We start from the raw sequence: 22,809 nt of genomic DNA on the forward strand, positions 1-22,809 counted from the left end.
CTCATCTCTGGCGGGTGGCGCGCCGGGCCAAACCCTTGCGGGGCGACGGCGTCGTGACGAGCCTGGAGGGCATGACGGATCACATACCGCGTCTCGACCACGTCGTCCTCTGGGTGCGCGACCCGCTCGCCGCCGTCGACTTCTACGAGAAGGCCGTCGGCCTTGAGGCCGTCAGGCTCGCGGAGTTCGCTGCGGATGAGGTGCCGTTCCCGTCCGTGCGGGTCAGCGACGACACCATCCTCGACCTCATGCCCCTGAGCTTCGCGGAGCGCATGAGGATGCTGCCCGGCTCCGCCGACAGCGCGGGGCATCCGGTCAACCACGTCTGCCTGTCCCTGCCTCGCGGCGACTTCGACGCCCTCCTGAGCCGGCTGGCGGACCACTCCGTACCGATGTCGGACCTCGCACACGGCTCCTTCGGAGCCCGGGGCAAGGCCACGCGCAGCTTCTACTTCCGCGATCCGGACGGCAACGTCTTCGAAGCCCGGCACTACGACTGACCGAGCCGCGAATCGCCGCATCAGAAGAGCGGCTCGGGCAGCACCCCTTCCAGAGCCAGCAGCCTCCGCTTGGTCTCCAGGCCGCCGCCGAAGCCGCCGATGCCGCCGCCGCTCTCGACCACCCGGTGACAGGGCACCACCACCGGCAGGGGATTGGCTCCCATCGCCATACCCACGGCCTGGGCGGCGCCCGGCTGGCCGACCCGCCCGGCCAGGTCGCCGTACCCGACGACGGTGCCGTACGGGACGCCCGAGGCCAGTTCACGCAGGACCTCCCGGTTGAAGCCGGAGATCAGCGACCAGTCGAGCGGCAGGTCGAAGTCGCGTCGTTCACCCGCGAAGTAGGCCTCGACCTGGCGTATCGCCTCGGCCAGCAGCGGGGAGCCGGGCGCCTCGACGGGCTCGGTGCCCAGTCGCGACGCCAGCCGCTCGACCGCCCGGTCCCGCACGGCGTCCGTGGCGTGGAAAACGACGTTGACCAGGCCCTCCCGGCTCGCGGCCAGCAGCAACGGCCCGATCCCGCTCTCGACGACCGCCCACACCACCCGCGGCTCGACCTGCCCTTGGCTGTCCATGCGCCCCACAGTAGGACCCGCCACTGACAACGCCGTCCGCCCGGCGCGTGCGATCAGCCGCTCACGGCCTTCCGCACCACATCCGGCCGGTTGGCGATGATCCCGTCGACCCCGTACCCGGCGATCCGCCGGGCCGTCCTGGCGTCGTCGACCGTCCAGGCGAAGACCTCCAGCCGGCGGCCGTGCGGTCCGTCGAACGCCTGCACCGAGGACACGTACGCCGGGGAGAGCGAGCTGTACGAGGGGTTGATCTGGTCGGCGAACTCGGCGACGTCGAGCAGGTCCGACACCCGCGGAGTCCCCAGGAGGGCTGTCTTCACGCCGGGCTTCAGCTCGTGCACGGTCCGCACACTGTCCGCGCTGAAGCTCTGCACGATCAGCCGGCCCGCCAGGTGCGACCGGTCGAGCCAGCCCTCGTTGCTGAGGACCTTCAGCGTCTGCCGCTCGATGCCGGGGTACAGCTCCGGGTTCTTGATCTCCAGGAGCAGCTTCTGGTGATGCCGCTCCAAGCGGTGCACGAACTGCTCCAGCGTCGGCACGCGCGCGCCCGCGTACACGGGTCCGAACCAGCTGCCCGCGTCCAGCCGGGCGATCTCCGCTGCGGTGAAGTCCTTCACCTTCCAGGGAGCCCGGCCGGGGAAGACCTCCTCGGCGTCGGTGGTGCGCCGCAGGTTGTCGTCGTGGAGGACGACCAGCTCGCCGTCCCTTGTCCGCTGCACGTCGTTCTCCACCCAGCGGATGCCCAGTTCCGCCGCCCTGTCCACGGCGGCCAGGGTGTTCTCGGGCGCGTACGCGGAGGCACCCCGGTGCGCGATGACCAGCGGCGACGTGCTGCTTCCCGCGGCTTGCGCGGGGGAGGCGGGGAACAGCAGTGCGGCGGTCCCCAGGAGTGCGGTGGTGGAGGCGGCAACAGCGCGCGCGTGCATGCGTACTCCTCGCGACGAGCGATCGGCGACATCACAGACAGCACAACTGTGACAGCAGAGGGTCAACGCGAGAGGGGTACAGGATGACCACACGTTGAACGGAGATCACCCAACTCCGCTCACTGGTACCGCACAACTGCGGCAGGGGCGTGTTTCTTTGCCGGAAAGTCGTTCGACCATTCCGGTGGGGGTCATACTCTCTGCGTCAACCCTGACCGCTCGTGCGGTCCTGGGAGGGGGCGTACATCAGGAATTCCGGGACGTACACGGGCGGGAAGGGCAGCCGCGCATGCAGGGCACGATCGACGGATTCAGCTATGGCCTGGTCACACCCCTCGTGGCCTACTTCATGGCCTGCCTCGGCGGCGCTCTGGGTTTGCGCTGCACGACCAGATCGATGCTCGTCTCCCACTCCTGGCGCCCCGGCTGGCTCGCGCTCGGCTCCGCCGCCATCGGCTCCGGCATATGGACCATGCACTTCGTCGCGATGATGGGATTCACGGTCCGCGGGACCCCGATCCACTACGACAAGGCGATGACCTTCGCGAGCCTGGCCGTCGCGATCATCATGGTGGGGGTCGGGATCTTCATCGTCGGCTACAAGGGAGCACGCGGTACGGCCCTGTTCACCGGCGGCACCATCACGGGTCTCGGCATCGCGTCGATGCACTACCTCGGCATGGCCAGCATGAGCCTCGACGGAAAGCTGGAGTACAACACCGTCACCGTCGGCATCTCCGTCGCCATCGCCATGGGCGCGGCCACCGCCGCCCTGTGGGCCGCCGGCCAGGTCAGGGGCTTCCTGTGGAGCGTGGGTGCCAGCCTCGTCATGGGCCTCGCCGTCAGCGGCATGCACTACACCGGCATGGCCGCCCTCAGCGTCCATCTGCACGGCACGGCCGAACCCGCTACGGGAGAGTCGCCCGCGGCCCTGCTCGCGCCCATGCTGATCGGCCCGCTCGCCTTCCTGCTCCTCGCCGGTGTCGTGGTGATGTTCGACCCGCTGATGGTCATGGGGAAACCCACCGTCGCCCCCGTCGAGCAGAAGCCCGGCATCCCCGCGCACACCCACGTCCGCCACTCCGCACACCGCCTGCGGTTCCGCCCCCGCCGCACCGTGGAGCACCGGGGGTCCCGCACCCCGCAGAACCGCTGATCAGAGCCCGTTGTCAGTGCGGGGTCGTACGGTGGATCCCATGCGGCCCGTTTCAAAGATCGAACGCACGGTGGCGCCCTTCGAGGTCGTCAGCCCCTACCAGCCGAACGGCGACCAGCCGACGGCCATCGCCGACCTCGCCCGGCGCATCCAGGCAGGCGAGAAGGACGTCGTGCTGCTCGGCGCGACCGGCACCGGCAAGTCCGCCACCACCGCGTGGATGATCGAGAAGCTCCAGCGCCCCACGCTCGTGATGGCGCCGAACAAGACGCTGGCCGCCCAGCTGGCGAACGAGTTCCGCGAGCTGCTCCCGAACAACGCCGTCGAGTACTTCGTCTCGTACTACGACTACTACCAGCCCGAAGCGTACGTCCCGCAGTCGGACACCTACATCGAGAAGGACTCCTCGATCAACGAGGAGGTCGAGCGCCTGCGCCACTCCGCGACCAACTCGCTGCTCACCCGCCGCGACGTCGTCGTGGTCGCCTCCGTCTCCTGCATCTACGGTCTCGGCACCCCGCAGGAGTACGTGGACCGCATGGTCCCCCTCAAGGTCGGCGAGGAGATCGACCGCGACGAACTGCTGCGCCGCTTCGTGGACATCCAGTACACCCGCAACGACATGGCCTTCACCCGCGGCACCTTCCGCGTCCGCGGCGACACCATCGAGATCTTCCCGGTCTACGAGGAGCTGGCCGTCCGCATCGAGATGTTCGGCGACGAGATCGAGGCGCTGTCCACTCTGCACCCGCTCACCGGCGAGATCATCAGCGACGACGAGCACCTCTACGTCTTCCCGGCCTCCCACTACGTCGCCGGCCCCGAGCGCCTGGAGCGGGCCGTCAACGACATCGAGAAGGAGCTGGCCGAGCGCCTGACGGAGCTGGAGAAGCAGGGCAAGCTGCTGGAGGCCCAGCGCCTGCGCATGCGGACCACGTACGACATCGAGATGCTCCGCCAGATCGGCAGCTGCTCCGGCGTCGAGAACTACTCGATGCACTTCGACGGCCGCTCGCCCGGCTCCCCGCCCAACACCCTCCTGGACTACTTCCCGGACGACTTCCTCCTCGTCATCGACGAGTCCCATGTCACGGTTCCGCAGATCGGCGCCATGTACGAGGGCGACGCCTCCCGCAAGCGCACCCTCGTCGACCACGGCTTCCGGCTGCCCTCCGCCCTGGACAACCGCCCCCTGAAGTGGGAGGAGTTCCAGGAGCGCATCGGCCAGACCGTCTATCTGTCGGCCACCCCGGGCAACTACGAGATGTCCCGCTCGGACGGCTTCGTCGAGCAGATCATCCGCCCCACCGGCCTCGTCGACCCGGAGGTCGTCGTCAAGCCCACCGAGGGCCAGATCGACGACCTGGTGCACGAGATCCGGCAGCGCACCGAGAAGGACGAGCGCGTCCTGGTCACCACGCTCACCAAGAAGATGGCCGAGGACCTCACGGACTACTTCCTGGAGCTGGGCATCCAGGTGCGCTACCTGCACAGCGACGTCGACACCCTGCGCCGCGTCGAACTGCTGCGTGAACTGCGCGCCGGCGAGTACGACGTCCTGGTCGGCATCAACCTCCTGCGCGAGGGCCTCGACCTGCCCGAGGTGTCCCTGGTGGCGATCCTGGACGCCGACAAGGAGGGCTTCCTGCGCTCCGGCACGTCCCTGATCCAGACCATCGGCCGCGCCGCGCGCAACGTCTCCGGCCAGGTCCACATGTACGCCGACAAGATCACCCCGGCGATGGAGAAGGCCATCGAGGAGACCAACCGGCGCCGCGAGAAGCAGATCGCGTACAACACGGAGCGCGGCATCGACCCCCAGCCGCTCCGCAAGAAGATCAACGACATCGTCGCCCAGATCGCCCGCGAGGACATCGACACCGAGCAGCTGCTCGGCTCGGGCTACCGCAAGGCGAAGAAGGACGGCGGAGGCACCAAGGCGCCCGTGCCCTCCCTCGGCAAGGCGGCGGGGGCGGCCAAGGCCGCCAAGGGCAAGGGCAAGAGCAAGGCCGAGGAGACGGTGCCGACCGACCGCCCCGCGGCCGAACTGGCCGGGCAGATCGAGGAGCTCACCGCGCGGATGCGGGCGGCCGCCGCGGAGCTCCAGTTCGAGATCGCGGCCCGGCTGCGCGACGAGGTCTCCGAGATGAAGAAGGAACTGCGCCAGATGAAGGAGGCGGGCCTGGCCTGACAGCGTGCCGCGTACGCGCAGTGTTGCAAGACCGACACAAAGTGCGGAGCGGGGTACGTCGCTGTCAGTGCCCCTGCGTAGGGTTCTGGTCAACCGCGACTACGCGGCAACAGGGGACGTTCGAGAGGGGAATCAGCGCGTGACCGTCAACATGACCAAGGGTCAGGCCATCAGTCTGCAGAAGAACGACGGTGGCAGTCTGACCGCGGTTCGCATGGGTCTCGGCTGGCAGGCGGCTCCCCGGCGCGGCCTGTTCGGCTCGCGCACGCGGGAGATCGACCTCGACGCCTCCGCCGTCCTGTTCGCGGACAAGCAGCCGGTCGACGTCGTCTTCTTCCGCCACCTGGTGAGCGACGACGGCTCGGTGCGCCACACCGGTGACAACCTCGTCGGCGGTGTCGGCCAGGGCGGTGACGACGAGGCGATCCTCGTCGACCTCGCGCGGGTCCCGGTTCACATCGACCAGATCGTCTTCACCGTCAACTCCTTCACCGGCCAGACCTTCCAAGAGGTGCAGAACGCGTTCTGCCGCCTGGTCGACGAGACCAACGGCCAGGAGCTCGCCCGCTACACGCTCGCCGGCGGTGGCCAGTACACGGCCCAGATCATGGCCAAGGTCCACCGCACGGGCCAGGGCTGGACGATGACGGCCCTGGGCAACCCGGCCAACGGCCGTACGTTCCAGGACCTGATGCCGGCGATCCTGCCGGTGCTCTGAGCGCACCCGGGCCCGGACCGGCGGGCCCGGCCGGCAGTACCCGACTCCACACAACGACACATGGGGGACGAAGGCGATGACGGCCGAGCTGGTGCGGGGGCAGAACCACCCGCTCTCCCAGGCCCGTCTCGAGATCCGGATTTCGGCCGGTACGCCGATCGTGGCCGTGGCCGCGCTCGGTGACGAGAACGGCCGGATCCACGGCGAGGAGTGGGTGGCCCACCCGGGCGCACCGGCCCAGCCGGGTCTCGAGGTCCCCCGGCAGGCCGCCGCCGACCATCGCCTCGCGGTGGACCTGGACGCCGTGCCGGAGGCCGTCCACCGGGTGAGCGTGCTGCTCGCCCTGCCCGTCGGCGGGACGGGGCCGGTCCGCTTCGGCGCGGCGGCGGCCCCGTTCGTCGCCGTCACCGGCCTCGACGGCGGCGAGGTCGCCAGCTACACCATCACCGGCCTGGAGGCCGAGTCGGCCGTCGTCGCCCTGGAGCTCTACCGCAGGCAGGGCGCCTGGAAGGTGCGCGCCGTCGGCCAGGGCTACGCGGGAGGCCTCGCCGAACTCCTCGCCGACCAGCAGCTGTCCCAGGCTCACCGGCTCGCCGGCAGCATCAACGACGCGGTGTCCCAGGGGCTGGCCCGCTCGGTGCAGGCGCCCCCGCCGCGCACGGCGGACGGAGACCGCTCCCGGCAGGCGGCGGCTCCTGCCCTCGGCCCGGACCAGGGCGGCACCGCACCTCAGCCGGGCCCCGTGCCACCGGTGTCGCCGTACGGCGGCCAGACGCCCGGCGGCCCCGGGCAGCCCGCCCCGCAGCAGCCGCCGTATCCCGGCTCCGCCCCGGACCCCGATGCCGTCACCCAGCCGTCCGCGCCCACGGCCGGCGGCCCCGTCGACTACAGCCACCCGCGCCGTCAGAACGCCGCTCCGCCCCCGCCTCCGCCGACCTCGCCGCCGGCCGCACCCGGACAGCCCGCCCAGCCCGTCGCGGGTGACGCGACCGGCTGGTCCATGGAGGAGCGGCTCTACAACCAGGTGTGGGGCATGTTCGAGGACCTGGCCCGCACCACCGCCGCCTACCGCAGCGCCGTCGACTTCGCCGAGTCACGCATGGACAAGGAGCTGGAGCAGGTCCTCTCCGACCCGCGCAGCCGCATCGGCGGGCAGGGCGACGCCGCGCGCGAGGCGGCCCGGGCCCGGCACGCCCAGCTCGTCGCCCAGGCGCGGGAGGCCCTCGACCGGGACCTCGCCCAGCTCGCCGCCGAGGCCGACGTCGTCGAACCGGCACTGCCACCGGCGTACGCCCGCTGGGACAACCCGGCGTGGCACGCCTACCGGGTACCGATGGAGATCCCCATGGCCCTGCGCCTGGGCGACCTCCACCTCCCCGAGGCCGACCGGATCCGCATCCCGATGCTGGTCCGGTTGCCGCTGGAGCGCGGTCTGTGGATCGACAGCGGACCCGCCGGATCGTCCGACGGTTCGTTCACCGACTCCCACGCCATGAGCCGTCTGGCCATGGAGACGGCGGTCGCGCACGCGGCCCGGCTGCTCGCCGTCTACCCGGCGGGCGAGTTCACCGTCCACGTCATCGACCCGGCCGGCTCGGGGGCGCAGCCGCTGGCGCCCCTGGTGCAGACGGGGGTGCTCGCGGCCCCGCCCGCCCTCGGCGCCGCCGGGGTGGCGGACGTGCTGGGCCGGCTCACCCAGCGGGTCGACCTGGTGCAGATGGCGGTCCGGGGCGGCGCCGCCGACTCCCTGCCGCCCGGGTTCGACACCTCCCAGCAGCTTCTGATCGTCAACGACTTCCCGCACGGTTTCGATGACCGGGCCGTGAACCAGCTGCGCTACCTCGCCGACGAGGGCCCCGCCTTCGGCGTCCACCTGATGATGGTGGCCGACCGCGAGCAGTCCTCCGGATACGGGCCTTTGCTCGACCCGCTGTGGCGTTCGCTGCTGCGACTGACGCCGGTGGCCGACGACCACCTTGCCGACCCGTGGGTGGGTCACGCCTGGACGTACGAGCCGTCGCTCGTGCCGCCCGGCAGCCAGGTTCTCCAGCAGGTGCTCTCCCAGGTGGCCACCGCCCGTACCAAGTTCACGTAAAGCTCTCTGACCAGGGAATTTGGCCTTTCTTTTGCCAAGCGCTTTACCTGTTCTTGGTGAACGGGTACTGTTGACGGCACGGAGGGGAGTACTCCCTGTCTGCTGCGGCGTACCCGTCAATACGGATCAGGCCAGATCCCGGGGCGTCGGCCCATCTCTGGGTGGAAGAGACCTCCGGCAGCGACGACGCTGACATTTGCCGTTACGACTGCCGGAGGCGCAGTGGATGTTTCCATGACCCTATGGGTCCTGACGATCGTGGGCCTCGCCGCCCTCATCGCGGTCGACTTCTTCATCGGCCGCAAGCCGCACGACGTTTCGATCAAGGAAGCCGGGATCTGGACGATCGTCTGGATCGTCCTGGCCGTGCTCTTCGGCTTCGGGCTGCTCCTGTTCGCCGGTGGCCAGCCCGCCGGTGAGTTCTTCGCCGGCTTCATCACCGAGAAGTCGCTCAGCGTCGACAACCTCTTCGTCTTCGTCCTGATCATGGCGAAGTTCGCGGTGCCGTCGCAGTATCAGCAGCGTGTGCTGCTGATCGGTGTCCTCATCGCCCTGGTCCTGCGAGCGATCTTCATCGCCGCCGGTGCGGCGATCCTCGCCAGCTTCGCGTGGGTGTTCTACATCTTCGGCGCGTTCCTCATCTACACCGCCTGGAAGCTCATCCAGGAGGCCCGGGCCGACGAGGAGGAAGAGGAGTTCGAGGAGAACAAGCTCCTCAAGGCCGCCGAGCGCCGCTTCGGCGTGGCGGACCGATACCACGGCACCAAGCTCTGGATCGAGGAGAACGGCAAGCGGGTCATGACCCCGATGCTGGTCGTGATGCTGGCCATCGGCACCACCGACGTGCTCTTCGCCCTCGACTCCATCCCCGCGATCTTCGGCCTGACGCAGGACCCGTACATCGTCTTCACGGCCAACGCGTTCGCCCTGATGGGTCTGCGCCAGCTGTACTTCCTCATCGGCGGCCTGCTCAAGAAGCTGGTCCACCTCAGCTACGGCCTGTCCATCATCCTGGGCTTCATCGGCGTGAAGCTGGTGCTGCACGCGCTGCACGAGTCCGGGGTGCACGTCCCCGAGATCAGCATTCCGGTCTCGCTCGGCGTGATCTGCGCCGTCCTGATCGTCACCACGATCACCAGCCTGCGAGCTTCCAAGAAGCAGGCGGCGGCCGAGGCGGAGCAGGGGAAGACCGACGGCGTCACCAAGGACAGCATCGACGTCTGACCTCGTCCGGTCGCATCGGATCAAGGAGAGGCATGCTCAGGAGCGGTGCTCGGCGAATTGCCGACCACCGCTCCTGGTGCTTGCTTGGTCCTGGGCGCGTCTCCTCTCCCCCGGGGACGCCGAGGCCGGCTGGAGGGCATCATGAAGTTCGTGCAGATCATCGACTTCGAGACCGATCGTCTGGAGGAGATGCAGCAGCTGATCGAGGAGGCCGGGCAGCGCTCCGCCGGCCGGACGGGCGGTCCCACCCACAGCATGCTTCTGAAGGACCGGGACAGGCCCAACCGCTATCTCGCCCTCATCGAGTTCGCGTCGTTCGAGGAGGCCATGCGTAACAGTGACGATCCCGAAACCAGCCGGATGGCGGAGCGACTGGAGGCCCTCTCCCTCAACGAGCGGGTGTTCACCAACTGCGACCTCGTGGACGCCCGTGACCTGGATTAGCCCCGCGGCACAGGCCCAGGGGCGTCCCGCGACAGCAGTGCGGGGCCCCTTGACGTCTGCGACGATCACGGCATGACCGCTCGGCGCAGGCCGCTCACGGCACAGTGGACGACTCTGGTTCCCCTGCTCGCGGCCGTGCTGCTGGTCTTCACCTGGGGGCGGGATCTGCCGGCGGGGGTCGTCGTTGTGGTGACGCTCGTCCTCGCGGGCGCCGTCCTGGCCGCGGTGCATCACGCCGAAGTGGTGGCCCACCGGGTCGGTGAACCGTTCGGCTCCCTCGTGCTCGCCGTCGCCGTCACGATCATCGAGGTCGCCCTCATCGTGACTTTGATGATCGACGGCGGGGACAAGAGCGCGACACTGGCCCGGGACACGGTCTTCGCTGCCGTGATGATCACATGCAACGGCATCGTCGGCCTGTGCCTGCTGGTCGCCTCGCTGAGGCACGGCACAGCCGTCTTCAACCCCGAAGGCACCGGCGCCGCCCTCGCGACCGTCGCGACCCTCGCCACTCTCAGCCTGGTCCTGCCGACCTTCACCACCAGCAAGCCGGGGCCGGAGTTCTCCACCGTCCAGCTGACCTTCGCGGCGCTCTCCTCGCTCATCCTGTACGGGCTGTTCGTCACCACACAGACCCGGCGGCACCGGGACTACTTCCTGCCGATCACCCGGCTCGGCGAGGTGATCACCGAGGAGGAGCACGCCGAGGCGCCGACCGCCCGCACCGCCCTGACCAGCCTGGGACTGCTGGGCCTCGCCCTGGTCGGCGTGGTCGGTCTCGCCAAGGGGGTCTCGCCGACCATCGAATCCGGGGTGGAGGCAGCCGGACTGCCCCAGGCCGTGGTCGGCGTGATCATCGCGCTGCTGGTGCTGCTCCCGGAGACCATCGCCGCGCTGCGCTCCGCCCGCCGCGACCGGGTGCAGACCAGTCTCAACCTAGCCCTCGGCTCGGCCATGGCCAGCATCGGCCTGACCATTCCCGCCGTCGCCCTCGCCTCGGTATGGCTCTCCGGCCCCCTGGTCCTCGGCCTGGGCGCCACCCACATGGTGCTGCTCGCCCTGACCGTGGTGGTCGCCTCGCTGACCGTGGTGCCGGGCCGGGCCACACCGCTCCAGGGCGGGGTTCACCTGGTGCTGTTCGCGGCGTACCTGGAGCTGGCCATCAACCCGTAGGCGCGGCTCCAGCCCGCCCAGCCGCCACGGCACCCGCACCGCGGCTCACCCCGCAGGAGCCTCCGCGGCCGCACCCACCCGCACCGGGCGCGTCTCCGGCAGCAACGCGAAGCACCCGAGGCTCAGCAGCGCGATCGCCGTCAGATACGCGGCCACGCCCCACGGCACCCGCCCGCCCTGCTCGGCCAGGGCCGTCGCCACGATCGGTGTGAGCGCGCCTCCCACGACCCCGCCGAGGTTGTAGCCGACGGCGGCACCGGTGCAGCGCACCCGCGGCTCGTACAGCTCCGGCAGATACGCGGCGATCACGGCGAACATGGTGATGAACGCGAGCATCGCCCCCAGAAAGCCGAGGAACATCGGCAGCGGCGCCCCCGTGGCGAGCAGCGCGACCATGGGGAACATCCACAGCGCGGCGGCCGTGCACCCGGCCAGACACAGCGGTCGCCGGCCGTAGCGGTCCGCGAGCAGCGCCATCAACGGGGTCAGCGCACCCTTCACGAGCACCGCGCCCATGATGCAGGTCAGCATGACGCCGCGGCTCACGCCGAGCTGCTCCGTCCCGTAGGCGAGGGACCAGGTCGTCACGGCGTAGAAGATCGCGTAGCCGATGGCGAGGCCCCCGCCGGTCAGCAGGAGGAGCCGCCAGTGGTTGCGGACGACCTCGGCGAGCGGCACGCGCGCGTGGTCGTCGATCTGCAGGAAGGAAGGGCTCTCCGTGAGCGACGACCGCAGCCACAGCCCCACGACGGCCAGCACCCCCGCCGCCCAGAACGGCACCCGCCACCCCCACGCGGCGAACTGCGCCTCGGTCAGCGCCGAGGACAGCCCCAGCACCACGCCGTTGGCGAGCAGGAACCCCAGTGCGGGCCCGACCTGCGGGAAGCTCGACCACAGGGCGCGCCGTTCGGCCGGCGCGTGCTCCACGGCCAGCAGCACCGCCCCGCCCCACTCCCCGCCGAGCCCCAGCCCCTGGAGGAAGCGCAGCACCAGGAGAAGCAGCGGAGCGATCACGCCGATCGAGTCGTACGTCGGCACGCAGCCGACCGCGACCGTGGAGGCCCCGGTCAGCAGCAGGGAGGCGACGAGGACCGGCCGCCGCCCGCGACGGTCCCCGATGTGCCCGAACAGCACCGAGCCGAGCGGCCGGGCCACGAAGCCCACCCCGAAGGTGGCGAAGGCGGCCAGTGTCCCGGCCACCGGAGAGAAGGTCGGAAAGAACAGCGGCCCCAGGATCAGGGCCGCCGCGGTGCCGTAGACGAAGAAGTCGTAGAACTCGATGGCCGTACCGGCGAGCGAGGCGGCCGCGAGGCGCGGCATGGAGGGTGTTCTCACGGTGCGTACGTCGTGCATGCCGCGTCAACTACCCGCCGTGATCGCCGGTTACGGGGGCGCGCGGAGGGCCATGGGGGCCCTCAGTACGTGACCGTGATGCGCCGGGCCGGACCGTCCACGCGTACGGTCCCCCCGTAAGGGATCACCAGCTGCGGATCGGTGTGCCCGAAGTCCACGTCGAAGACGATCGTGGTGTCGGGGGTGTACATCCGCATGGCGCGCAGGACGGCCTCGCGTTGGCCGGCCGCGTAACGAGCTCCCTCCTCCGGGGTGTTGGGCTGCTCGAAGGACCATGTCTTCGGCCGGCCCATGAGCAGGGCCGGGAAGCGCCCCAGCAGCCCGCGCTCGCCCATGTTCCGCAGGGTGGCGAAGACCTCCATTGCGCTCGGCATGCCCTCGGAGGTCTCCAGGAGCAGCACGCCGCCGTCGTACTCCGACAGATCGTGTGCGACCTCCCGGTCGGCCATCAGCAGCCAGCCGAGGATCTCCAGGCAGCCACCCCAACTGCGGCCCTCGACCACCCGGTCGGGGTTCACCCAGGTCCAGCCGGACCCGGGGCGGGTCTCCGGCTCCGCGTCGAACGTCGCCGGGTCCGCCCAGTCCCGGTCGATGTCACGCCACCGCTCGGCGGGCCTCAACTCGTACGGCCCCGAGGTGAACAAGGCCGCCCGCAGGGACTCGGCGGTCAGTGGGTGCATGGCCCCGGGGCGGCCCAGTTCGCACATCACGCTCCCGCCGTGGAAGCCGACGATGCCGCAGGTGCGCAGGAACGCGAGCAGGTTCGTGTTGTCGCTCATCCCGAAGAACGGCTTCGGGTGGGCGCGGATCAACTCCCGGTCCAGGTAGGGCAGCACGGTGATCTGGTCGTCGCCGCCGATCGACGCGATGACGGCCTTGATCCCCGGGTCGGCGAAGGCTGCGTGGATGTCGTCGGCCCGCTCCTTCGGCGTGGAGCCCATCGTGCGAGTCGCCGGATACTCGACCGGTTCCAGCCCGTACTCCTTGCGCAGCCGCTCCAGGCCCAGCTCGTAGGGGAGCGGGAAGAGCCCCGGCAGACCGGAGGAGGGCGAGATCACGGCGATGCGGTCGCCGGCGGACGGCTTGGGAGGACAGGCCGGGCTCGGAGGGGTCGTCATACCGGGAGGCTACGGTCCGGTGAGCTGCCGGCGCACCGTGATAAACCGGCCTGCGGGACGGTCTGCCGGCCCCACACCGGGAGGAGATCGGCCCGCGCACCGTGATAGACCGGCAGTGAGCGGCCGTCCACCACGGACCGCGCGACCCCGAACGGACCGGAGGAACCGTGCCCCGCACCCTGGCCCACGCCCCGATCATGATCCTCAACGGGCCCAACCTGAACCTCCTGGGCCAGCGCCAGCCCGAGATCTACGGCTCGGACACACTCGCCGACGTCGAGGCCCTGTGCGCCAAGGCGGCGGCCGCCCACGGCGGAACCGTCGACTTCCGCCAGTCCAACCACGAGGGCGAGCTGGTCGACTGGATCCACGAGGCGCGGCTGAACCACAGCGGCATCGTGATCAACCCCGGTGCCTACTCGCACACCTCCGTCGCCATCCTGGACGCCCTCAACACCTGTGACGGTCTGCCGGTGCTGGAGGTCCACATCTCCAACATCCACCAGCGCGAGGCGTTCCGGCACCACTCGTACGTCTCGCTGCGTGCCGACGGGGTCATCGCGGGCTGCGGTGTGCAGGGGTACGTGTTCGGTGTGGAGCGCGTCGCGGCGCTGGCGGGGCCGGGCACGGCGAAGGCGTGAGCCGGTGCGGGTAAGGACCGCCGACCATGGTGGGCGCCCCTTACCGCCCGGCTTCCTACAGTCTCCCCGCCTCCACGATCCGCCGCAGGAAACGCCGCGTGCGCTCCTGCCGCGGATCCCCGAAGACCTGCTCGGCGGTGCCGCGCTCCAGCACCACGCCGCCCTCCAGGAAGCACACCTGGTCGGCGACCTCCCGGGCGAAGCCCATCTCGTGGGTGGCCAGCACCATGGTCATGCCCTCGTCCTTCAGACCGCGGACGACGGTGAGCACCTCGCCCACCAGCTCGGGATCGAGGGCGGCGGTGATCTCGTCGAGCAGCAGCAGCCGGGGGCGTACGGCCAGGGCGCGCACGATCGCCACCCGCTGCTGCTGGCCGCCGCTCAGCCGGTCCGGATACTCGCCCGCCTTCCCACCGAGCCCCAGCCGCTCCAGCAGTTCACGCGCGCGTGCCTCGGCCTCGGCCCGGGGCACACCGTGCACACGGCGCGGGGCGAGCGTGATGTTGTCCAGCACCGACATGTGCGGGAACAGGTTGTACGCCTGGAACACCACGCCGATCCGGCGCCGCACGGCGTCCTGGTCGGCCCGCGGGTCGGTGATCTCCTCGTCGTCCAGCCAGATCGCCCCGTCGTCGATCTCCTCCAGCAGGTTCGCGCACCGCAGCAGGGTGGACTTGCCGGAGCCGGATGCGCCGATCAGAGCGGTGACGGTGTGCGGGGCGACCTCCAGGTCGACGTCCCGCAGGACGACCGAGCCGCCGAAGGTCTTGCGGACGGACTCCATGCGCAGCACGGGGGTCTGGCTCATATGGCTCCTCCCTGGGCCTGCCGGCGGTCCATCCGTGCCGTCACCCAGTCCGTGAAGCGGGTCATGGGGATGGTCAGCGCGACGAAGACCAGCCCCGCGACGATGTAGGGCGTGTAGTTGAGGCTGCGGCCCACGATGATGTCGGCGGCCCGTACAGCGTCCACCGCACCGCCGATCGAGACGAGTCCGGTGTCCTTCTGCAGCGACACCAGGTCGTTCAGCAGCGGCGGCACCTGACGCCGCACCGCCTGGGGCAGCACCACGTACCGCAGCGCCTGCCGGTTGCTCAGCCCCAGCGAGCGGGCGGCGGCGCGCTGCGAGGGATGCACGGACTCGATGCCGGCGCGGAACACCTCGGCCACGTACGCGGAGTAGGTCAGGGTGAGCGCTGTGCCGCCGAGCAGCACCGGGTCGACGGTCACCCCCTGGAGCCGCAGGGCCGGGACGCCGAGGACCACGATCATCAGGTTGATGATGAGCGGCAGCCCCCGGAAGAAGTCCGTGTACGCCGCGGCCAGGAACCGCAAGGGGAAGAACACCGGGCCGCGCAGCGTGCGGGCGACGGCGATCAGCATGCCGAGGACGAGCACGGCGGCGCCGCAGACCAGCAGCAGCCGGACGTTCAGCCACAGCCCCTCCAGGACCTTCGGGAGCGCCTCGCGCGCGTACCCCGGGTCGAAGAAGGTCTCCTTGGTGCGCGGCCAGCCCGGGGCGCTGACGACGACGAGGTAGAGGACGACCGCGGTGACGAGGGTCGAGAGCGCGCCGATCGCCGTCGCGCGCCGGGCGCGAGCGCGGCTGTACCGCTCCCGGTCCCGGCGCCGCTGCGACGGCATGTAGTCGTCTGGCGTATCGCGCTCGCCGGAGCCCAGCTCCTCCTTGTCGAGCGTCACTTGAGCACCGGCGCGTCGACGGCGTCCGACAGCCACTGCTGCTCGATTTTCGCGAGCGTGCCGTCCCCGCGCAGGCTGTCCACGGCCCGCGAGACGCAGGAGGTGAGCGCGCTGCCCTTGTCCAGCACGAGGCCGAACTGCTCCGGTGTGCCGCCCTGTTGCTCGAACTGACCGACGATCGTCGCGTCGGTGACCTCGGTCCCGGTGATGTAGAACGCGGTCGGCAGATCGACGACGATCGCGTCGACCTGGCCGTTCTTCAGCGCGGACTTGGCCTGGTCGTTCTTGGCGTAGACGGCCGCGGCCTGCTCGGGCTTCACCACGTCGTCGATGGAGGCGAGGCTGGTGGTGCCGACCTGGGCGCCCAGCTTCACGCCCTTCAGATCCGCGATGCTCTTCGCCTTCGCGGCCTTGGAGCCCTTCAGCGCGACGACGGCCTGGCGCACGTCGTAGTAGCCGGAGGAGAAGTCCACGGCCTTCTTGCGCTCCTCGCTGACGGACACCTGGTTGATGTCGAAGTCGAAGGTCTTCTCACCGGGTGCGAAAGCCTTGTTGAAAGGGACGGTCTGCCAGGCGACCTCGTCCTTGGCGTAACCGAGCCGGTCGGCCACGGCGTAGGCGACCGCCGACTCGAACCCCTTGCCGTTGGCGGGCTTGCCGTCCTTGAACCACGGCTCGTAGGCGGGCTCGTCGGTGGCGATCGTCAGCCTGCCCGAGGTCCGGGTGGCCAACGCGCCCTTCTCACACGTGCTTCCGGCGGACGACGACGGCTCGCCCGACTCCTCAGGCTGCGGAGCGCAGCTCACGGCGGCACTGAGCAGTACGACGGCGACGGCAGCGCGGCACAGGGTGCGCGGGGCAGGATGCATGGCGGGAGATTGACAGCCGACGGTCCCGTCTGTCGAGGTCACGACGCCACATGTCCGGATCGTGGGAACGGGTGTTGCAATCTCGTGAACACGCCCCGGATGCGGCCGTGTTGGCATGCGCCGGGGCCGCCGGCCGAGGGCGGGGATCGACAGGCCGGCGGCCCATCCGCCCAGGAGCCGTCATCCTGCGCGGGGCTGCCAACAGTTGACTGCGCAACCAGCTTCGAGGGGAGCGCGTGTGCGACACCGGCGTGTGCGAACGATTCACACGGGGCGCGTGCGCGGCTCACCGCTCGACGCGACCGCGCCCCGCACAGCCGTTCACCACCCGCGCGCGTGCCACTCCGGCAGGTGCGGGCGCTCCGCGCCCAGGCTCGTGTCGTTGCCGTGCCCCGGGTAGACCCAGGTCTCGTCCGGAAGGACGTCGAAGATCTTGGTCTCGACGTCGTGGAGGACGAGGTCGGTGCGGACGCATACACCGGACCGATCTACTTCATGATCACAACGTGTCGCGCGAGGAGCGGGCCCGTGAGCTCGCGGCCGCACTCCACGCCGCTCTGCACGGCGACCTGGAACCTCTTCACCGCGCCGTCCCCCCACGTCCTGAGTCTGAACTCCAGGGCCCTGGCGCATCCTCGTTGGCCAGCCCGGATTACTCAGAACAAAGAGGTGACACGGCTTCTCAGGGCGTCGTGGTTGCCGTGCTGGTCGAACTCGACCGGCTCGCCGGTGCTGACTTCGTGCAGCTGCCCGTCCCGGCCGTGCTGGTAGTACCCGCGACCGCCGGAGTCCTCGAAGTGTGCCGCCCTGCTGGCGGGTGAGCGGTCGTAGCGGCGGATGCCGAGAGGCCGGGCGTAGCGCTGGAAGTCGGCGTTCGCAGTCCCGTCGTCGCCTTAACGGTGCGCCAATGGATCCGAAGGAGGTACTTACCCGTGCCCGCGCGCGTGGACCTGCGCAAGTAGCGCGACAACCCGGCGATCCGTGCCGGTTTGTCCGGCCTCGGTGGGCTGTGAGGTGCCACCCGATGGCCTTTGCACATTCCGTTCCGCTTAGGCTTTCCGCTGGCCCGCGCCGCGCTAGGTGGCTGCGGGATGTCTGAGAGGTGGAAGGCCGATGCCCGAGCAGGCTTCGGCATCCGAGGAGGGCGCTACTGACAAGCGCCTGCATCTGGTGCCCGACGAGGTAGTCGAGGTCGGCCGGATGGAGGCGGTGCGCCGCTACGACATCCTCGACACTCCGCCCGACGGCGCGTTCGACCGGGTGGCTGCGCTGGCAGCCCGCCTGTTCGACGTCCCCGTGGCGACGGTGACGATCGTGGACGAGGACCGGATCTGGTTCAAGGCCGCGCACGGCCTGGACGGGGTCAGCGAGATCGGCCGGGACCCGGGCCTGTGCGGCTCCGCGGTCCTGCGGGACGATGCGCTGGTCATTCCCGACACTCTGCTCGACGACGTCGCCTGCGCCAACCCGCTGGTCACCGGGCCGCTCGGCGTGCGGTTCTACGCCGCCGCGCCGATCACCACGACGGACGGGCACAAGCTGGGCACGGTCAACGTCCTGGACACCAAGGCCCGCTCCATCACCTCCGAACAGACTGCCACCCTGACCGATCTGGCGGCGATCGTGCTGGACGAGATGGAGCTGCGCCTGTCCGCGTTGCGCACCGTGCGTCAGGAGCAGCGGGCCGCTGAGGCTGAGCGGGCGGCCCGGGAGCAGGCGGAGAGGGACAAGGCGGCGATCGCCTCCTTCGCCTCCACTTTGCAGCGCACTCTGTTGCCGCCGGCGCTGCCGACGGTGCCCGGCCTGGAGCTGGCCTGTCATTACCACACCGCGTCCGTGCACGACGTGGGCGGAGACTTCTACGACGTCTTCCCCCTGCCCGCCGGGAAGTGGGGATTGTTCCTGGGGGACGTGTGCGGCAAGGGCGCCGAGGCGGCCACTATCACCTCCCTGGCCCGCTACACCCTGCGGGCCTCCGCCCAGCACACGGACGATCCTGTCGCGGTACTTGAGGCCCTGAACAGCGCCCTGCTGGCCGATGTGTGGGCGGGCAGCCGGTTCTGCACAGCTTTCTTCGCCATCCTCACCCCTGATGCGGCCGGGGGCTTCACGGTGGAGCTGGCCACCGGTGGCCACCCCCCGGCCTACCACCTCAGCCCCGCCCCGCCCGAAGCCGGGCCCGCCACGCACACGCGGGTGAAAGCGGTCAGTCCCAAGGGCGGCATGCTCATCGGGGCCTTCCCCGGCGCCTGCTTCGCCTCCACCACCCTCCACCTCGCCGAAGGCCAGGCCCTGCTCCTCTACACCGACGGCCTGACCGAGGCGCGCGTCAGCACCGACGCCATGCTCGGTGACGAGGGCCTTACGGGCTTCCTCACCGCTCGTCCCGCCTCGTGTGGGGCGGCGCAGTTGGTCCAGGACACCGTCGGTCTGCTGGACGCCCTGCCCGAGGGAGCGAGTGACGACGTCGCCCTGCTGGCTCTGTCGGTTCCCGCTCCCGACCAGGCCGCCGCCGCGACGGGGGCCGAATTCACCGCCCACACCACCGCCGCGCCCGTCGGCGAGGAGCACTGACCGCCATGACCGAGGACATCGAGCTGACCCTGACCGCCACCCCCGGCCCCGCAGCGGTCGCCACCGTCACCGGTGAGGTCGACCTGCATACCGCGCCCGGCTTGCGTACCCGCGCGCTGGAGCTGATCGACCAAGGCCACCACCACTTGATCCTGGACCTGTCGGGTGTGGGCTTCTGTGACTCCGCCGGCCTCAGCGCACTGATCGGCATCTGGCACGGCGCCCAGGAAGCGGGCGGCTCCCTGGCCCTGGCCGCCATCCCCGACCGGCTGATGCGCATGCTCACCCTCACCGGAGTGGACAGCCTCCTGCCCCACTACGCGAGCACCGCCGACGCGCTCAGCGCCCACCAGGGCGCCCCCGACGCCGCCTGAACCGCTCGTCGCCCGCCTCTCGCGTCGCTCCCCGGGCGGCGAAGCCCGGCCTGTGCGGTGGTACAACGAACGGCCAGGCGGCCTCGGGTGGGGTTCAGTCCCCGAGGCCGTCGTCGCGGTTGGCAGCGGCGGACGCCAGGGAGCGGTTGCGGTTGATCTGGTTCCCGTTGATCTAGTTCCGTTGCGGTCCACCCGCATCCCCGACTTGCGGTAGACCGCAACTCCGGGACGACGCTCCACCGCAACTCGCGGCGGCTGGACGACGCCCGGGTGCCAGCGCCTGCCCAGGGCTGTATGTGAACCGGTTGACGTACAGCGGCCGCCGCCCACGGCGGCCGGGCTCGCGCGGGCGGAAGCCCTGATGGCGTCCGGGCTCATTCGGTGCGGTCGACGTCCTCGGCGAGGATGCGGTAGACGGTAGCGACCGAGGGCCGCTTGACCCCCTGAAGGGAGCCGGTGAGGAGTTCAAGCTGGATGTCGTGGTGGCGCAGGTCCTCGCGATGGTCAGCAGCTCGGCGGCGCTGCGGCCGAGGCGTTTCATCTTGTGCACCGTGAAGATCACCCGCTGATGCGGGACGGCCATCTTGATGCTGCGGGCGAAGTCCATCCCCTTGACGAACTCCGGCCTCACCTTGACCCGGGTGCTGATCTTCTCCGCGAAGACCGGGTCACAGCCCGCCTCTTCCAGGGCGTCGAGCTGGCTCTGGAGCTCTTGCTGAGCGGTACTGCAACGGGCGTACCCCACCCTCGTGGGCTTCGTCGCGGCCTCCGGGACCGCGGCCTCGATCGCCGGGCCCACCTCCCACGCGCGGCCGGGGCCGCGGTCGGAAGGGGTGCGGACTTCGAGTTCGGCACGGAGTTGGGGGACGAGCACGAACCGCGGGGTGTGGTACTTCGGGGCGACCTTGCCGCCGCGGGTGCGGCAGGCACCTCACAGGTCGGACAGCCGAACTGTTCGACAGCGGCGGCCAGTTCGGCGAGCTGTGTCACGTCGCAGAACCTATCGCAAGGGGCCTGTACGAAAGCTGTTTTGAGAGAGGTTGTGAGAACGGAGATGAGGGGCAAACCGGGCGCGGTCCGGTGGTGATCGCGATCTCTCAGGACTACTCATTTCTGCGAGTGCGGAGCGTGACGGCCGTTACGTTCCGCTCCCAGTCATGTTGTCGCACCGGATGGTCGGGGCGGTGGACTATGTTGTGGGGATGACTACCGGGATGGCATCGCGCCGCACACGGATTGGCGACCCGGTGCTCTTCTGAGCGCCGTACGGGCCTGTGCGGGCCCGCTGTTCGATCGAGGTTCTTGCGCTGCTGCGCGGGCTCCGCCTCCGTCGTGTTGATCACAGGCTCGACACATCAACCACGACAGGAGACTTCGTGCCCATCAAGATGCTGCAGATTCCCACCGCGGACGGCCAGGCCGACGCGTTCGCCGCCTTCCCCGACGGTAGCCGGCGGTACCCGGGGGTGCTGATGTACGCGGACGGCTTCGGTATCCGGCCCGTGCTGCGGGAGATGGCCCGCGAACTGGCCGGGCACGGGTACTACGTGCTCGTCCCCAACCTCTTCTACCGGCACGGCCCGGCTCCGGTGATAGAGCTTCCTGAGCACATCGGAGAGGAGGTCCGGCCCGCTGTCTTCGCCCAGCTGATGCCGATGATCGAGGCGCACACCACAGAACGTGTCCTGAGCGACGCCGACGCCTATCTCAAGTTCCTCACCGCTCAGCCCGAGGTCGACGCCGGTCCGGTCGCGGTGACCGGCTACTGCATCGGCGGCCTCCTGGCGACGCGCACCGCCGCTGCTCACCCTGGCCAGGTGGCCGCCCTCGCCGCATTCCACGGCCCAGTGGGAGTCGACGGGCCCGACAGTCTCTTGAAGCTCACTGCTGAGGTTCACTTCGGCCATGCCGAGAGCGACTTGACGCCTGAGGCCCTCGACGAGCTCAATCAGGCCCTTGATGCCGCAGGTGTCAGCTACACCTCCGAGATCTACCCCGGCACCGTCCATGGCTTCACCATGTCCGACACCGACGCTTTCAGCGCCTCCGGGCTGAAGCGTCACTGGGACCGCCTGCTCCCTCTTTTGGGCCGCGCCCTGGGTAACAGTTGAGGCTCCGGCTCGGAGACCGCACCTGAAGTACACGGCTCTGCGCCGGCTGGCCAATGCCGCCTGGGGCCGCGCCCGCACTGTGAACGACCGGTGATCCACCGTGGCGCAGGGCCGCCCCCGCTAGCGCGGGGGCGGCTCAGCTTGTTGTTCAACCTCCGGTGCCTGCGGCGTCGCGGAGTCGAGTACTCGGGCAGAGGTAGAAGAGTTCGGGATCTCCCTCGTCCAGGCCGTGGAGCAGGCCGACCGGGTGCCAGCTGGCGCGTTGTAGTAGTTGTTGCATGGCGTGGTTGGAGACGTTGGTTGAGGTGAACAGCTTCGTGGTGGTGCATACGGTCTCGACGGCCGTGAGGAGACGTGCGCCCACACCGCGTCGGCGGGCACTGGGGGCGACCATCAGCATGGTGACGAAGCCCTGCTCGAAGAAGGTGTACTCCAGCACGCTGTAACCCAAAGGTCCGGATGAGTCTCGGACCATGAGGACCACACCCTGTTCGCACCAGCGCCGGATATTGCCCCGTCGTGTGTGGTCGCCTGCTGCTGCGACGGAATCGATCTTGGCTAACGCGGGCCAGTCCGATGAATCCGCGCGGCCCACTTGAAGCCCGCTGAGGTTCTCGACGTCCATGGGATGCATCGTGGCAGCGTATGGGCGGTTGGTGCTCGCCGTGGGTCCGGCGGGGCTTGGTTCCCTTCTTGTGGTGTGCGGGGCCACTTCCCCTTTGACGCGTATCTGGGTCACACCCCCGTGAGCATCGCGTAGACCAGGGCAAGCAGCCACTTCGCCTCCCACGCGTGGAACCTTGCCCACCGGGAGGAGGTCGACTCCTTCGCCTCCTCGTCGCGCCGCATGACGCGGTCCACTCGGCCGCCGGGGAGTTCGGCGGCGCGGCGCACGTCCCAGCTCGCCAACTGTGTCGCGTCGGCCGGCCGCCACACCAGCACGCGGTGCCCGGGTGGCCCGAGCCGTCGCAGCCCTCGGGTCACAGCGACCTGGGTCCAGCGCAACGTCGTCGACGGCGCGAGGGTTACCACGGAGTGGGCCCCACTGATGTTGAGGGACGACTAT

22 protein-coding genes and 1 pseudogene are annotated in these 22,809 nt (G+C 69.9%); 12 read left to right on the plus strand and 11 right to left on the minus strand.

Translation table 11 applies throughout. The features are described 5' to 3' along the window. The first annotated feature begins 71 nt into the window (after positions 1–71). Positions 72–500 (plus strand): VOC family protein, encoded by a 429-nt coding sequence (locus OO68_RS23595; protein WP_033311017.1) that lies wholly within the window; start codon positions 72–74, stop codon positions 498–500. A gap of 20 nt (positions 501–520) precedes the next feature. Here OO68_RS23595 and OO68_RS23600 read toward each other — a convergent pair whose 3' ends face one another. Next, a complete protein-coding gene (locus OO68_RS23600; RefSeq protein WP_033310688.1) occupies positions 521–1,075 on the minus strand; it encodes a methylated-DNA--[protein]-cysteine S-methyltransferase in 555 nt (184 codons plus the stop codon). A gap of 53 nt (positions 1,076–1,128) precedes the next feature. Beyond that, the gene (locus OO68_RS23605) at positions 1,129–2,001 is read right to left on the minus strand and encodes a glycerophosphodiester phosphodiesterase (protein WP_033310690.1); all 873 of its coding nucleotides are present in this window, start codon (positions 1,999–2,001) and stop codon (positions 1,129–1,131) included. Between the two features lie 289 nt (positions 2,002–2,290). Here OO68_RS23605 and OO68_RS23610 point away from each other — a divergent pair, with 289 nt between their 5' ends. The 7 genes from OO68_RS23610 (at position 2,291) to OO68_RS23640 (ending at position 11,002) form a co-directional block, all read left to right on the plus strand. Next, a complete protein-coding gene (locus tag OO68_RS23610; RefSeq protein WP_033310692.1) occupies positions 2,291–3,157 on the plus strand; it encodes an MHYT domain-containing protein in 867 nt (288 codons plus the stop codon). A 40-nt stretch (positions 3,158–3,197) separates the two neighbouring features. Continuing rightward, entirely contained in the window at positions 3,198–5,348 is a 2,151-nt protein-coding gene (gene uvrB / locus OO68_RS23615) for an excinuclease ABC subunit UvrB (RefSeq protein WP_033310694.1), read from the plus strand. Between the two features lie 139 nt (positions 5,349–5,487). Continuing rightward, entirely contained in the window at positions 5,488–6,066 is a 579-nt protein-coding gene (locus tag OO68_RS23620; RefSeq protein ID WP_033310696.1) for a TerD family protein, read from the plus strand. A gap of 76 nt (positions 6,067–6,142) precedes the next feature. Continuing rightward, positions 6,143–8,161, plus strand: a complete 2,019-nt coding sequence (locus OO68_RS23625; protein ID WP_033310698.1) for a TerD family protein — start codon at positions 6,143–6,145, stop codon at positions 8,159–8,161. A gap of 222 nt (positions 8,162–8,383) precedes the next feature. Continuing rightward, on the plus strand, positions 8,384–9,385 hold the full coding sequence (locus tag OO68_RS23630; RefSeq protein ID WP_106974397.1) for a TerC family protein: 1,002 nt from the start codon (positions 8,384–8,386) through the stop codon (positions 9,383–9,385). A gap of 141 nt (positions 9,386–9,526) precedes the next feature. Continuing rightward, positions 9,527–9,829 (plus strand): hypothetical protein, encoded by a 303-nt coding sequence (locus OO68_RS23635; RefSeq protein WP_033310702.1) that lies wholly within the window; start codon positions 9,527–9,529, stop codon positions 9,827–9,829. A gap of 72 nt (positions 9,830–9,901) precedes the next feature. Next, positions 9,902–11,002 (plus strand): calcium:cation antiporter, encoded by a 1,101-nt coding sequence (locus OO68_RS23640; protein WP_033310703.1) that lies wholly within the window; start codon positions 9,902–9,904, stop codon positions 11,000–11,002. Between the two features lie 45 nt (positions 11,003–11,047). Here OO68_RS23640 and OO68_RS23645 read toward each other — a convergent pair whose 3' ends face one another. Together OO68_RS23645 and OO68_RS23650 are read right to left on the minus strand one after the other, a co-directional pair. Then, positions 11,048–12,322 carry an MFS transporter gene (locus tag OO68_RS23645; RefSeq protein ID WP_033310705.1) on the minus strand — a complete coding sequence of 425 codons (1,275 nt, stop codon included), beginning with the start codon at positions 12,320–12,322 and terminating at the stop codon, positions 11,048–11,050. 95 nt (positions 12,323–12,417) lie between these two features. Beyond that, a complete protein-coding gene (locus tag OO68_RS23650) occupies positions 12,418–13,473 on the minus strand; it encodes a S66 family peptidase (RefSeq protein WP_033310707.1) in 1,056 nt (351 codons plus the stop codon). 167 nt (positions 13,474–13,640) lie between these two features. Here OO68_RS23650 and aroQ point away from each other — a divergent pair, with 167 nt between their 5' ends. After that, positions 13,641–14,114 (plus strand): type II 3-dehydroquinate dehydratase, encoded by a 474-nt coding sequence (gene aroQ / locus OO68_RS23655; RefSeq protein ID WP_033310709.1) that lies wholly within the window; start codon positions 13,641–13,643, stop codon positions 14,112–14,114. Between the two features lie 55 nt (positions 14,115–14,169). Here aroQ and OO68_RS23660 read toward each other — a convergent pair whose 3' ends face one another. The 4 genes and pseudogenes from OO68_RS23660 to OO68_RS44300 all read right to left on the minus strand — a co-directional run. Next, positions 14,170–14,922, minus strand: coding sequence for an amino acid ABC transporter ATP-binding protein (locus tag OO68_RS23660; RefSeq protein WP_033310711.1), 753 nt, complete (start codon positions 14,920–14,922; stop codon positions 14,170–14,172). Next, on the minus strand, positions 14,919–15,815 hold the full coding sequence (locus OO68_RS23665; RefSeq protein ID WP_033310713.1) for an amino acid ABC transporter permease: 897 nt from the start codon (positions 15,813–15,815) through the stop codon (positions 14,919–14,921). The genes OO68_RS23660 and OO68_RS23665 overlap by 4 nt, the downstream gene beginning before the upstream one ends. Further along, the gene (locus tag OO68_RS23670; RefSeq protein ID WP_033310715.1) at positions 15,812–16,684 is read right to left on the minus strand and encodes an ABC transporter substrate-binding protein; all 873 of its coding nucleotides are present in this window, start codon (positions 16,682–16,684) and stop codon (positions 15,812–15,814) included. Before OO68_RS23670 ends, OO68_RS23665 begins: the two co-directional genes overlap by 4 nt. Positions 16,685–17,005: 321 nt before the next feature. Then, a pseudogene (locus OO68_RS44300) lies at positions 17,006–17,140 on the minus strand (MBL fold metallo-hydrolase); the annotation flags it as partial. Between the two features lie 657 nt (positions 17,141–17,797). Between OO68_RS44300 and OO68_RS23675 the strand changes: the two are divergent. Together OO68_RS23675 and OO68_RS23680 are read left to right on the plus strand one after the other, a co-directional pair. Then, positions 17,798–19,258 carry a PP2C family protein-serine/threonine phosphatase gene (locus OO68_RS23675; RefSeq protein ID WP_245237125.1) on the plus strand — a complete coding sequence of 487 codons (1,461 nt, stop codon included), beginning with the start codon at positions 17,798–17,800 and terminating at the stop codon, positions 19,256–19,258. 5 nt (positions 19,259–19,263) lie between these two features. Further along, positions 19,264–19,632, plus strand: coding sequence for an STAS domain-containing protein (locus OO68_RS23680; RefSeq protein WP_033310717.1), 369 nt, complete (start codon positions 19,264–19,266; stop codon positions 19,630–19,632). A gap of 172 nt (positions 19,633–19,804) precedes the next feature. On the opposite strand, the gene OO68_RS48620 is transcribed toward OO68_RS23680, so the two are convergent. After that, the gene (locus tag OO68_RS48620; RefSeq protein ID WP_078625426.1) at positions 19,805–20,506 is read right to left on the minus strand and encodes a recombinase family protein; all 702 of its coding nucleotides are present in this window, start codon (positions 20,504–20,506) and stop codon (positions 19,805–19,807) included. 502 nt (positions 20,507–21,008) lie between these two features. Here OO68_RS48620 and OO68_RS23685 point away from each other — a divergent pair. Next, on the plus strand, positions 21,009–21,743 hold the full coding sequence (locus OO68_RS23685) for a dienelactone hydrolase family protein (RefSeq protein WP_033310719.1): 735 nt from the start codon (positions 21,009–21,011) through the stop codon (positions 21,741–21,743). Positions 21,744–21,891: 148 nt separating this feature from the next. Here OO68_RS23685 and OO68_RS23690 read toward each other — a convergent pair whose 3' ends face one another. Next, positions 21,892–22,368 carry a GNAT family N-acetyltransferase gene (locus tag OO68_RS23690; protein WP_033310721.1) on the minus strand — a complete coding sequence of 159 codons (477 nt, stop codon included), beginning with the start codon at positions 22,366–22,368 and terminating at the stop codon, positions 21,892–21,894. Between the two features lie 110 nt (positions 22,369–22,478). Continuing rightward, a complete protein-coding gene (locus OO68_RS23695) occupies positions 22,479–22,775 on the minus strand; it encodes a hypothetical protein (RefSeq protein WP_157852747.1) in 297 nt (98 codons plus the stop codon). Between the last annotated feature and the right edge of the window lie 34 nt (positions 22,776–22,809).

The sequence above is a fragment of the Streptomyces iakyrus genome, from assembly GCF_000717055.1.
Taxonomy (GTDB): domain Bacteria; phylum Actinomycetota; class Actinomycetes; order Streptomycetales; family Streptomycetaceae; genus Streptomyces; species Streptomyces iakyrus.